The organism is Saccharothrix hoggarensis, from assembly GCF_052936025.1.
In genome coordinates this window covers 318,117-329,856 of record NZ_CP193624.1, presented here as the reverse complement: position 1 = coordinate 329,856, position 11,740 = coordinate 318,117, and the positions used below count along the sequence as shown (strand labels likewise).

Annotated in this window: 12 protein-coding genes; 1 reads left to right on the top strand and 11 read right to left on the bottom strand. The window is 73.7% G+C overall.

The genetic code is table 11. The features are described from left to right. The 4 genes from ACRAKH_RS01700 to ACRAKH_RS01685 form a co-directional block, all read right to left on the bottom strand. Positions 1–582 carry a hypothetical protein gene (locus ACRAKH_RS01700; protein WP_447009580.1) on the bottom strand — a complete coding sequence of 194 codons (582 nt, stop codon included), beginning with the start codon at positions 580–582 and terminating at the stop codon, positions 1–3. Between the two features lie 117 nt (positions 583–699). After that, positions 700–1,314, bottom strand: coding sequence for a hypothetical protein (locus ACRAKH_RS01695; protein ID WP_380728945.1), 615 nt, complete (start codon positions 1,312–1,314; stop codon positions 700–702). A 35-nt stretch (positions 1,315–1,349) separates the two neighbouring features. After that, entirely contained in the window at positions 1,350–1,982 is a 633-nt protein-coding gene (locus tag ACRAKH_RS01690; RefSeq protein WP_380728944.1) for a hypothetical protein, read from the bottom strand. Between the two features lie 186 nt (positions 1,983–2,168). After that, entirely contained in the window at positions 2,169–4,469 is a 2,301-nt protein-coding gene (locus tag ACRAKH_RS01685) for a sodium-translocating pyrophosphatase (RefSeq protein WP_380728942.1), read from the bottom strand. Positions 4,470–4,716: 247 nt separating this feature from the next. Between ACRAKH_RS01685 and ACRAKH_RS01680 the strand changes: the two genes are divergently transcribed. Further along, positions 4,717–7,095 carry a DEAD/DEAH box helicase gene (locus tag ACRAKH_RS01680; protein ID WP_447009579.1) on the top strand — a complete coding sequence of 793 codons (2,379 nt, stop codon included), beginning with the start codon at positions 4,717–4,719 and terminating at the stop codon, positions 7,093–7,095. Here ACRAKH_RS01680 and ACRAKH_RS01675 read toward each other — a convergent pair. The 7 genes from ACRAKH_RS01675 to ACRAKH_RS01645 form a co-directional block, all read right to left on the bottom strand. After that, the gene (locus ACRAKH_RS01675; RefSeq protein WP_380728938.1) at positions 7,065–7,667 is read right to left on the bottom strand and encodes a bifunctional DNA primase/polymerase; all 603 of its coding nucleotides are present in this window, start codon (positions 7,665–7,667) and stop codon (positions 7,065–7,067) included. The two genes, ACRAKH_RS01680 and ACRAKH_RS01675, sit on opposite strands and share 31 nt — an antisense overlap. A gap of 267 nt (positions 7,668–7,934) precedes the next feature. Continuing rightward, on the bottom strand, positions 7,935–8,267 hold the full coding sequence (locus ACRAKH_RS01670) for an Rv3654c family TadE-like protein (RefSeq protein WP_447009578.1): 333 nt from the start codon (positions 8,265–8,267) through the stop codon (positions 7,935–7,937). Then, complete coding sequence (locus ACRAKH_RS01665) at positions 8,260–8,568, bottom strand: TadE family type IV pilus minor pilin (protein WP_380728934.1); 309 nt, start codon at positions 8,566–8,568, stop codon at positions 8,260–8,262. Before ACRAKH_RS01665 ends, ACRAKH_RS01670 begins: the two co-directional genes overlap by 8 nt. A gap of 191 nt (positions 8,569–8,759) precedes the next feature. After that, positions 8,760–8,933 (bottom strand): DUF4244 domain-containing protein, encoded by a 174-nt coding sequence (locus ACRAKH_RS01660; RefSeq protein WP_380728932.1) that lies wholly within the window; start codon positions 8,931–8,933, stop codon positions 8,760–8,762. A 36-nt stretch (positions 8,934–8,969) separates the two neighbouring features. Continuing rightward, positions 8,970–9,533, bottom strand: a complete 564-nt coding sequence (locus ACRAKH_RS01655; RefSeq protein WP_447009577.1) for a type II secretion system F family protein — start codon at positions 9,531–9,533, stop codon at positions 8,970–8,972. After that, positions 9,530–10,336, bottom strand: a complete 807-nt coding sequence (locus ACRAKH_RS01650) for a type II secretion system F family protein (RefSeq protein ID WP_447009576.1) — start codon at positions 10,334–10,336, stop codon at positions 9,530–9,532. Before ACRAKH_RS01650 ends, ACRAKH_RS01655 begins: the two co-directional genes overlap by 4 nt. Next, entirely contained in the window at positions 10,333–11,463 is a 1,131-nt protein-coding gene (locus ACRAKH_RS01645) for a TadA family conjugal transfer-associated ATPase (protein ID WP_380730329.1), read from the bottom strand. The genes ACRAKH_RS01650 and ACRAKH_RS01645 overlap by 4 nt, the downstream gene beginning before the upstream one ends. Positions 11,464–11,740 lie beyond the last annotated feature (277 nt).

Below are 11,740 nucleotides of genomic sequence, written 5' to 3'. Positions count from 1 at the left end.
CTACGCGGCCGGCCAAGTGCGCTCGGCGACGCCCGTCGGAGCACGTCCGACCAGCTCCGCGAGTCGTTCGAGCCGTCTCCTGCCGACGACGCGCAGAGCCGGTCCCCCGGCCTTCTCCGTCAAGAGTGTCGAGGGCAGGCCCGACGTGGCCAATGCTTTTCGCAACGCTTCGTGCGTGTCGGGCGCCTCGGGGTCGAGGCCGAGGAAGTACCCGGACTCCACCCAGCGGCCGGACGCCAGCGCCCACAGCCGCAGCGCCCCGCCGTCGAGGGCCAGGTCGGGCGGCACGACCTTCCGGTCGCCGTCGAGCCACTGCCCGGCCAGCCCGGTGAGGTCCGTCCGGAACGCCGTCGCGACGCGCACCGACCCGGCCTCGTCGAGGTCGATCCGCGCCTGGACGCCCCGCTCGGCCAGCGCCGCCGCGACGGCCGCCGCCCTGGCCCGCGTGTCGACGCCCACCGACACCCGCGCCGCCCGGCCTCGGGCGAAGCCCAGCGCCTGGCCGGGGCCGCACAGCAGCCCCGCCAGGTCACCGACGCAAGGCTGTCTCGCCTCGGCCGAGAAGAAGGACAGTTGCCCCACGGACAGGCAGCGTAGAACACACGTTCGACCACGGCCAGTCTCCGAAGGGCTGAACCACGTACCCCATCGGTCTCATCCGTCCCAGCGGTCTTCGTCGCGCGCCGCCGCCGGGACGGCTCAGCCGCCGAGGCCCTTCAACGTCTCCGTCAGCCGCACGCACTGCGGCGCCTTCTTGAACGCCTCGCCCAGCTCCGGGTCGTCCTGCAGCTTCTTGACCTGCTCCTGGAGCTTCGACGGGTCGGCCTGGTCGCCGCCGAGCCGCTCCAGCTTGCCGGCGAACTCGGGGTCCGCCGGGTCGAGCGCCGCCAGCTTGGTGTTCAGCTCGGACAGCGTCGCGCCGGAGTCGGTGAAGAACTTGACCAGCTCGTCGTGCAGGTCGCGGGCGTTCGCCGACGGCGCGCCGAGCCCGTCCAGCTTCTCGCCCGCGGAGGCCATCGCCGTGCCCGCCTTCTCGCTGTAGTCGAGCAGCGCGGTCTTCTGCACGGCCGGGTCGTTGACGCCGCCCTCGAACATGGTTGTGAGCAGCGTCAGGACGCTCTCGATCGTGGGCCCGATGCCCTCGCAGAACGTGCCGGTCCACTCGACCGCGTCGGCGTTCGCCGCGGCGGCGGCGGTGGTCGTGGTCGTCGTCGCGGACGACCCGGAAGCCGTCGACGACGAGTTGCCGCCGCTGCACGCGGCCGTGACGAGAACAGCGGTGAACACGCCCGCGAGCGCGACGCGGTGCTTCACTGAGCCCCCCGGGGTTGGCGGTGTCCCGGCGACCACTACGAGGTGGGCGCCGCGGGCGGCGTCGTGGACGCCGACGGGTTGAACGTCCGCAGATCCTGGCACGCGGGCGCCTTCTCGGCCGCCGCCGACAGCTCCGGCGACGCTTCCAGCTGCTTCAACGGCGTCACGAAATCATCCAGCCGGGTGATGGCCTCCCCGGCGGCCTGCAGCCCGCCGACCGGGTCGTTCGCGTCCGCCGCCTCGATGGCGACCTTCGCGTCGGCGAAGTTCTTGGCGATGCCGGTGAACGTCAGCGCCATCTGCTCGACCTGCTGGTCGCCGCCCGCCACCGGCGACGGACCGACCTCGCGCAGCCGGGTCGCGGTCTGGGTGAACGCGTCGGCCATCTGGCCCATGTACGCGCCCATGTCGGCCTTCAGCTTGGCCGGGTCGTTGGCGTCGAGCTGCGGCGGCGTCTTCGGCACGGTGGCGAACGACGCGGCCGCCGTGCACACCTTGTCCATGTAGGCGACCGCCGCCTCTTCGGTCGAGGAGGTGGACGGACCGGACGAGGACGACGTGGGCACGGGGTCGCCCCCGGAACCGCACCCGGCGACCGCGAGGGCCACGGCGGTCGCGGCGACCAGCGGTAGAAGTCTCATCGGGGTGCTCCCAACAGTGCTCGGCATCAGCCACAGTGTGCCCCCGTCCGGCCGCCCCCACCCGTCCTGCCCCTCACCCGGCCGGGCCAACGACGGCCGTGCCGACCGCAGCCGTGTCCCCGCACCGACCTATCCCGCGCAGGCTTGGCCTGGACGTGCGAAGGCGGGGTGCCCCCGACCGTGGCACCCCGCCTCCTGCCTCTCAACCCGGACTCACGCGGAGGTGGTGGCCTCCGCCGGGGTGTCCGCGATGGCCGTGCCGCGCCGCTTGGACACGACCACGGCCGCCACGATGATGACCACCGCGACGATCGCGATCGAGTACCGGACACCGGCCGACGCGCCCGCGCCGACCGAGAAGCCGACGATGGCCGGCGCGATCAGCACCGAGACCAGGTTCATCACCTTGATCAGCGGGTTGATGGCCGGACCGGCGGTGTCCTTGAACGGGTCGCCGACCGTGTCGCCGATGACGGTCGCGGCGTGGGCGTCGGAGCCCTTGCCGCCGTGGTTGCCGTCCTCGACGAGCTTCTTCGCGTTGTCCCAGGCGCCACCGGAGTTGGCCAGGAACACCGCCATCAGCGTGCCGGTGGCGATCGCGCCGGCCAGGTAGCCGGCCAGCGGGCCCACGCCCAGGCCGAAGCCGACCGCGATCGGGGCCAGCACGGCGAGCAGGCCGGGCGTGGCCAGCTCGCGCAGCGAGTCCTTCGTGCAGATGTCCACGACCTTGCCGTACTCCGGCTTGACCGTGCCGTCCATGATGCCCGGGTTCTCGCGGAACTGGCGGCGCACCTCGAACACGATCGCGCCCGCCGCGCGGGTCACCGCGTTGACCGCGAGACCGGAGAACATGAACACGACGGCCGCGCCGATGATGACGCCGACCAGCACGTTCGGGCTGAACACCAGGTTGCTGAACGACGCGATGTCGTCCACGTTCACCTTGAGCTTGTCCAGCGTCTGGTTGATGGCGTCGCGGTACGACCCGAACAGCGCGGTCGCGGCCAGCACGGCCGTCGCGATCGCGATGCCCTTGGTGATGGCCTTGGTGGTGTTGCCCACCGCGTCCAGCTCGGTGAGGATCTGCGCGCCCTCGCCGTCGACGTCGCCGGACATCTCGGCGATGCCCTGGGCGTTGTCCGAGACCGGGCCGAACGTGTCCATGGCGACGATGACGCCGACCGTGGTCAGCAGGCCGCAGCCGGCCAGCGCGACCGCGAACAGCGCGACGGTCGCCGTGCCGGACAGCAGGAACGCGCCGTAGACCGCGCCGCCGATGACCAGCGCGGTGTAGACCGCCGACTCGAAGCCGACCGAGATGCCGGACAGGATGACGGTCGCCGCGCCGGTGAGCGACGTGCGGCCGACCTCCTTGACGGGCTTGTGCTCGGTGCCGGTGAAGTAGCCGGTCAGCCACAGGATGACGCCCGCCAGCACGATGCCGATGATCACCGCGACGGCCGCGATCAGGGCCGGGTTGCCGGGCGTGCGCGCGATCTCCTCGGACACGCCGTCGAGCCCGCCGAACGAGCTCGGCAGGAAGACGAACGCGGCCACCGTGCACAGCACCGCCGAGATGACCGCCGAGATGTAGAACGAGCGGTTGATGGCGGTGAGGCCGTTCTCGCCGGTCCGGGCGCTGGTGATGTAGACGCCGATGACCGCCGTGAGCACGCCGATCGCCGGGACGATCAGCGGGAACAGCAGGCCCTTCGCGCCGAACGCGGCCGTGCCGAGGATCAGCGACGCCACGAGGGTGACGGCGTAGGACTCGAACAGGTCCGCGGCCATGCCGGCGCAGTCGCCGACGTTGTCGCCCACGTTGTCCGCGATGGTGGCGGCGTTGCGGGGGTCGTCCTCGGGGATGCCCTGCTCGACCTTGCCGACCAGGTCCGCGCCGACGTCGGCGGCCTTGGTGAAGATGCCGCCGCCGACGCGCATGAACATGGCGAGCAGCGCGGCGCCGAACCCGAAGCCCTCCAGCACCTTCGGGGCCTGGCCGGTGTAGACCAGCACGACCAGGGCCGCGCCGAACAGGCCGAGGCCGACGGTGAACATGCCGACCACGCCACCCGTGCGGAAAGCGATCCGCATGGCCTTCTCGCGGCCGCCCGATTCCTTGGCCGCGGCGGCGACGCGCACGTTCGCGCGCGTCGACAACCACATGCCGAGGTAGCCGATGACCGCCGAGAAGCCCGCACCGACGAGGAAGAACAACGACCTGCCGATGCGCTCCCCCGTGTCCTCCGCGGGGAGCATGAACAGCAGCACGAACACGATGACGACGAAGATGCCGAGCGTTCGGAACTGCCGGTTGAGGTAGGCCGCTGCGCCCTCTTGGACCGCCTTGGCGATGTCCTGCATCTTGGAGGTGCCCTGGCCCGCGGCCAGTACCTCCCGGAGCAGCACATAGCCCACGGCCAGGGCAGCCAGGGCGACCACGGCGACCGCGGCGACGAGGCCGCGATCACCTCCGGAGAGCTCTAGGCCCTCCGCGAGGAATTGCCGGGACATCCGTCCTCCTGGTGAGTTTTCCAAGCCCAATGCGAGGGCCACCCCGCTGCTGTGAGGCGGGTCACTCACGCGACTGTCAGCCCCGACACAACGTGATGCACCCCTCATTGGATGCGATAGCGGCGGAGTCTATTCATAGTGCGCAAGGAGGCAACGAGGAGTCCCGATCCGTGCACACACCGTTATCCGCGCAGGAAGGCTCCGTCATGTCGGAGCGGTGTCGGACGGGTGTGCGAAGCTGCGCCCCGTGGCGAACCAGGGACGTCGTTTGCTGGACCGGGTCCTCGCCGGAGTCCCGGCGGGCGAATCGCCGTTGACGCACACCGAAGACCAGCCGGCCCGGCCCGCGCGGCACGCGCCGTGGCCGTCGTGGGCGCCGGAGCCGGTCGTGTCCGCGCTGGTGGAGCGGGGTGTGGCGCAACCGTGGCGGCACCAGGCCGAGGCGGCGTCGCTGGCGTGGTCCGGCGCGCACGTCGTCGTGGCGACCGGCACGGCGTCCGGCAAGTCCCTCGCCTACCAATTGCCGGTGCTGAGCGCGTTGACAGTTGATCCGAAGGCGACGGCGCTGTACCTGTCGCCGACGAAGGCGCTCGGCGCGGACCAGTTGCGATCGGTGGAGGCGTTGGGCGTGCCGGGGGTGCGCGCGGCGTCGTTCGACGGCGACACGCCGATGGCGGAACGCGATTGGGTGCGCGCGCACGCCAACTGGGTGTTCAGCAACCCGGACATGCTGCACCGGGGCGTGCTGCCGAACCACGCCCGGTGGATCAGGTTCCTGCGCCGGCTGTCGTACGTGGTGGTCGACGAGTGCCACACGTACCGGGGCGTTTTCGGCTCGCACGTGGCGCTGCTGCTGCGGCGGCTGCGGCGGGTCGCCCAGCGGTACGGCGCGGACCCGGTGTTCGTGCTGGCGTCGGCGACGGTGGCCGACCCGGCGGCGTCGGCGTCCGCGCTGCTCGGCGTGCCCTGCGCGGCGGTGACGGAGGACGGGTCGCCGCGCGCCGGGCGGACCGTGGCGCTGTGGGAGCCGCCGCTGCTGGACGACCTGGAGGGCGAGAACGGCGCCCCGGTGCGCCGGTCGGCGGGCGCGGAGACGGCGCGCATCCTGGCCGACCTGGTGGTGGAGGGCGCGCGGTCGCTGGCGTTCGTGCGGTCGCGGGTGGGCGCCGAGCTGACCGCGTTGGGCGCGCGCCGGCTGCTGTCCGAGGTGGACCCGGCCCTGGCGTCGCGGGTGGCCGCCTACCGGGGCGGGTACCTGCCCGAGGAGCGGCGGGCGTTGGAGCGGTCGGTGTCGTCCGGCGAGCTGCTGGGCGTGGCGACGACGAACGCGTTGGAGCTGGGCGTCGACATCGTCGGGCTGGACGCCGTGGTGGTGGCCGGGTTCCCCGGCACGCTGGCGTCGTTCTGGCAGCAGGCGGGACGAGCGGGCCGGACGGAGGCCACGGACGCGCTGGTGGTGTTCGTGGCGCGGGACGACCCGCTGGACACGTACCTGGTGCACAACCCGTCGGCGGTGCTGGACCGGCCGGTCGAGGCGACGGTGCTGGACCCGACGAACCCGTACGTGCTGGAGCCGCAGCTGGCGTGCGCGGCGGCCGAGCTGCCGCTGACGCCGGAGTCGCTGGAGTCGTTCGGCGGCGACGCGGCGCTGGCCGTGGTGGAGGACATGGCGGCGCGGCGGGTGCTGCGGCGGCGGCCGAACGGCTGGTACTGGACGTCGCACGACCGGCCGCACTCGGCGGTGGACATCCGCGGGTCCGGTGGCGACCAGGTCGTGGTGGTGGAGGCCGACTCGGGGCGGATGCTCGGCACGGTGGACCCCGGCGCGGCGTGCTGGCAGGTGCACTCCGGCGCCGTGTACCTGCACCAGGGCGAGTCGTACGTGGTGGACCACCTGGACCTCGACGGCGGCATCGCGCTGGTGCACGCGGAGAAGCCGGACTGGACGACGACGGCCCGTGACACCAAGGACATCTCGGTGGTGCGGGTGCTGGAGCAGCGCGCGTTCGACGGGGTGACGGTGTGCCTCGGCGAGGTGGAGGTGACGTCGCAGGTCGTCGGCTACCTTCGCAAGCTGCCGTCCGGCCAGGTGATCGACGCGGTGCCGCTGGACCTGCCCGCGCAGACGCTGGTGACGCGGGCGGTCTGGTACACGGTCTCGGCGGGGTTGTTGGGCAGTGCGCCGGGGGGCGCCGGTTTGATACCGGCGCGCATCCCCGGCGCGCTGCACGCCGCCGAACACGCGGCGATCGGCCTGCTACCGCTCTTCGCGACCTGTGACCGCTGGGACATCGGCGGAGTCTCGACCGCACTGCACCAGGACACCGGGGAGGCGACGGTGTTCGTGCACGACGGTCATCCCGGGGGTGCCGGGTTCGCCGACCGCGGGTTCAACGCGGTAGTCCCGTGGTTGGTCGCTACTAGGGAGGCCATCGCGGCTTGCGCGTGTCCGGCCGGGTGCCCGTCCTGCGTCCAGTCGCCGAAGTGCGGTAACGGCAACGATCCGCTGGACAAGGCGGGCGGGGTGGCCGTGCTGGACGTCGTGCTCGGGGTGGTCGGGGAGAGTGCCCACGACGCCCGGCACGGCCACGTGGTTCAGGACCGGTCGGCGGCGACCAGGCCGTAGTCGGTGTTGCGGTCGGCGGCCTGGAGCAGGGCGTCCCGGACGACGCTCGCGTGCGGCAGCTGCCACGCGCAGATCTGCGGCTTGACCCGCCAGTGGACGACGCCCACCTGGCACGGGCTCGGCGGCAGCGGGACGTACTCGCCCTGGCCGTAGTGCTTGACGTCCCCGTCGGTCGCCACCGGCTCGCCGGAGGCCACGAGGAACATCCAGCGGCCCTCGGGGGTCGCCACGATCGGGACCGGGATGCCGGTGGCGCGCAGCTCGACCGCGGCCCGGCGGCCGAGGTCGGCGCCGACCTCGATGGCGTCCACGCCGTGGCCGGTGGCCAGCAGGATGCTGTAGGAGTGGCCCGTCCACCAGGTGGCGACCTGCTCCGCCTTGGTGCCGATCCGCTCCTGCCAGTCGCCGTGGACGGGAACCGGTCCGTCGGCCTCGACCCCGTCGCGCCCGGCCCACTGCTCGCCCGCCGGATAGGTGCCCGGCAGCACAGGCCACCCGTGCCACGCGAGGTTGACCGCCTCTGCGCGCAGCTCGATGCGGAAGGCCCCGCGCCAGCTATCCGACCACTCCATCTTTCGTTCGCCTCCTGTTGCGTTCCCACGACACCGTGTCGGGTGTTCTTCGACACCGTGTCGGTGCCGCCACTTCAACTAACGCCATGACCGGGGGTTTTGGTAACCGCTTGTCGACAACTGGTCGATGTGGCACGTCGAGCGCGGTGGCCGTGGGTGGGCGGCAGAACGGCGGGGGAACCGTTCACCCACGGCTTAACCGCGAATGTGCGGTCCTGTGAGTCCGCTCACCGTGAACGGACGACCGTTCGTCGCGGCGGTACGTGGTCAGCCTTCAGCCGGCCCCGCACGGGCACGTGCGCCCGGCCTGCCGAACACCGTCGGCGGGCCGGAGACCCGCACGTCGACCTGCCACCCGTCCACCTCGCACGCGTCCATCCGACCGCCCATCCGCTCGACCACCCACCCGGCCCGCGCGCACGCGTGCGCGACGCCTCCCCCGAGCTGCCCCGCCGCCGACAACGCGGCGAGGTCGGCCGCCGCGACGACCCGGTGCCGCCAGACCACCGCCTCCCCCGCCCGCACCGCGCCGACGACCAGCGCCAACCACACCCCGGCGACCGCCACCACCAGGACGGACGCCGCGCCCCGGTCATCCACCGCCCACCCCCGGCTCGACCACCGCGTACGCCCGCGCCCGCAGCGCCACCCCGAGCCGCGAGGCGCCGACCTCGATCCAGGCCGTGTCCCCGTCACGTCGGACCACCACGTGAGCGCCGGCGGGCGCGATCGCCTCCACGACGCCCTGGACCCGCTCGTCGTCGCCCCGCGCGACCAGCCGCGCCGCCTCCCGGGCCGCGTCGGTGCACCGGAGCTGCCCGACCACCGCCATCACCGCCCCGACGCCCAACGCCAGCACGGCGACCAGCCCGCACACCGCGACCGCGGCTTCGACCGTCACCCCGCCCCGGTCGTCCCCGACCGGCGATCTCCCCGTGGGCGGCGGGAGGTCCCGCCGCCACAGGTCCCGTTTCACGTGCGGCGCGACCCGGTCCGCCACCGGACCCGAGCGCCGGCCACCGTGGCGCCACTTCCCCGCCGACCTCTCGGCCGACCCGCCGACCGCACCACCGGCCGAGCCGCAGCCGGACATCACGCGCTCACCGTGAAGGCCCGTTGCAGCAGGCCTTGGAGCAGGCCCAACGCCCAGTCGCCGCTGATCAGCGAGTACAGGAGCACCGCCAGCCCGGCCGCCGCGATGGTCCCGATGGCGTACTCGACCGTCGACATCCCCTCGTCGCCCAGGACTCCAGGCCCACGTCCCACGCTTCCCACCGTTCCTCCTCGCTCCACTGTGGACAGTCACCACTCCGAACCGACATCCCCGACCAGACCGATCACCACGGGCGCCACTCCCAGGCACAGGAACGCCGGCAGGAAGCACAGCGCCAACGGCCCGGCGACGAGCACCGCGGCACGTTGCGCGCGCGCCTCGGCCTGGTCGGACACGGCCGCCCGCGCCGTCGCGGCCAGGTCGGCGGCGGCCCCGGCCAACGCGGCCCCGGACCGGGCGGTGCGCCGCGCGGCCCGTGCGAGCGGCGCGGTGTCCGGGTGCCGCAACGCCTTCGCCCAGGCGTGGACCGGATCGGCGCCCAACGTCAGCAGGTCGACCACTTCGCGCAGCCGCTCACCGGCTCCGCCCGGAACACCCGCCACCACCGCGCGGACCGCGCCGGCCACCGGCAGTCCCGCCCGCAGGGCCGCGGCCAGCAAGTCCCACGTCGCCGCCAACTCCAACGGGTCGGCCGCGCTCCCGGGCCGCCGCTTCCCCTTCCTCCCCTTGCCCTTCCTGGTGCGCACCCGTGCCGCGGCACGCGACGGTGACGGGAGCACGAGCAGTGCCAGCGCGAGGAACAGCAGGCTCACGCGATCACCTGCCGGGTGAGCCGACCGCTCCACCGCAGTCCGGCGCAGATCAGCACCGTCCCGACGACGAGCAGCACCTGCCCCGCCGCGGTGCCGGTCAGGACGGCCAGCGGGCCCGCGCCGCCCAGCTCGCCGAGCACCACCCCGAAGAGCGGCAGACCGGCGAGCACCGCCGCGCTGGCCCGTGGCCCGGCCATCCGCGCGTGGACCTGCCGGGCGAACGCGGTCCGCCGGTCGAGGTCGCGGCGCACGGCGTCCAGCACGTCGGCCAACGGCACCCCGTGCACGGCGGACAACCGCCAGGCGCGGGCCAGGTTGCGGGCGTCCGGGAAGTCGGTGAGCGCCGCCTCCACGTCGCCACCGCGGGCCGAGGTCGCCGCGATCACCCGCAGCACGTCCGCCGCCGGTGGTTCGGCGTCCTCGGCGGCGCCGGTGGCGGCGTTGGCCGGGTGCGCGCCGGCACGCAGTTCGGCGACGAACGCGCTCAGCCCGTCGGCGAGCGCAGCGGACGCCGCGAGGTGGTCACGTTGCCGTGACGCCTCGCGATGCGTGCGCCACACACTCGTGGCCAGCAACGCCCCGGCGATCACCCCGCCCACGCCCACCACCAACCCCAGCCCGGCGCCCAGGAGCACCACGAGGGGTTGGTTGACCCGCGGCAGCTTCCACCGCGTCGTCGTCCGCCCGCGCAGCCGGTTCAACCTCCGGCGAGCGGCCGACGTCGGCAGCAGCACCAGCGCGGCGGCCAGCAGGAGCGGACTGATCACCCAGAGCGTGGTGGGCACCGCGGTGGACGCCGTCATGGCGCACCCACCAGGGAGTCGAGGGCCGCGGCGGCCTCACCGCGGCCGGCGCCCGGTCGCCAGGCCGGACGGACCGCCAGGTCGCCGCCCCGGCGTTCCAGCACGCCGATCTCGGCCAGGCGCCGGGTTCCGTCGACGGCACGGCGCATGTGCAGCACCACTTTCACCGCCGCCGCCACCTGGCTGTGCACCGCGCGGCGGTCCAGCCCGCCGAGGGCCGCCAACGCCTCCAGCCGCGCCGGGACCTCCGCGGGCGAGTTCGCGTGCAGCGTGCCCGCGCCGCCGTCGTGGCCGGTGTTCAGGGAGGCCAGGAGTTCGCACACCTCCGCCCCGCGCACCTCGCCGACGACGATCCGGTCGGGTCGCATCCGCAGCGCCTGGCGCACCAGGTCGCGCATGGTCACCTCGCCCGCGCCCTCGACGTTGGGGCCGCGGGCCAGGAGGTGGACGACCTGCGGGTGGTCGGGCCGGAGTTCACCGGCATCTTCCACGCAGACCACCCGTTCGTGGTGCGGCACGCAGGCCAGGAGAGCGGCGAGCAGCGTCGTCTTGCCCGAACCCGTGCCGCCGACGACCAGGAACGCCTGGCGCGCCACGACGATCGCCCGGAGGAGGTCGGCCGCGGGTTCGTCGAACGTCCCGCGGTCGAGCAGCGCGAGCAGGTCGTGCACCGCCGGGCGGAGGACGCGCAGCGAGAGGCACGTGAACGGCGCGATCGGCGGCAGCACGGCGTGCAGCCGAACCGAGCGGGGCAGCCACCCGTCGACGTAGGGCGCGGCGTCGTCCAACCGCCGCCCGGCCGCGACCGCGAGCCGCTGGGCGAGCCGCCGCACGGCGGCTTCATCCGGGAAGGCGACGTCGGTGCGGCGCAGACCGGTGCTCCCGTCGACCCACACCTGGTCGGGCGCGGTGACCAGGACGTCGGTCGTGCCGGGGTCGCGCAGGAGCGGTTCGAGCGGCCCCGCGCCCACGAACTCCTGGCGCAGCACGGCGAGGGCGCGCCGGACGTCCTCGTCGCCCAGCACCCCGCCGGCCTCCCCGCGCACCGCCGCCGCGACCGACGCGGGCGTCAGGTCCGCGCGCCCGTTGGCCAGCCGCCGCCGGACCCGTTCGACCAGGTCGTTCACGACCGACCCCCTTCAGGACGGGCCGAACCCACGACCGCGGCGCATTCCTCGCGCGGAGGCGGCACCACGAGGTCCGGCACAACGTCGGGCGCTGTCGGTTCGGGCAACGACAGTTCGGCGGCCAGGACGGCGGACAGCGCCACCGGACGACAGGTCCGGAACACCACCGGCGGCCGGTACAGCGGATGGCGGCGCAAGGTTGGCCCGCACCCGGCGGACCCCCGCGACGGCTGACGACTCACGACGACTCCCGAGGGTGCGATTGCTCCAGCGGCGG

Bases quoted from the DNA above. Each gene is read 5' to 3' on its own strand.
- ACRAKH_RS01690 (WP_380728944.1), bottom strand. From the start codon at position 1,982: ATGCCGAGCACTGTTGGGAGCACCCCGATGAGACTTCTACCGCTGGTC.
- ACRAKH_RS01685 (WP_380728942.1), bottom strand. From the start codon at position 4,469: ATGTCCCGGCAATTCCTCGCGGAGGGCCTAGAGCTCTCCGGAGGTGAT.
- ACRAKH_RS01675 (WP_380728938.1), bottom strand. From the start codon at position 7,667: ATGGAGTGGTCGGATAGCTGGCGCGGGGCCTTCCGCATCGAGCTGCGC.
- ACRAKH_RS01650 (WP_447009576.1), bottom strand. From the start codon at position 10,336: ATGACGGCGTCCACCGCGGTGCCCACCACGCTCTGGGTGATCAGTCCG.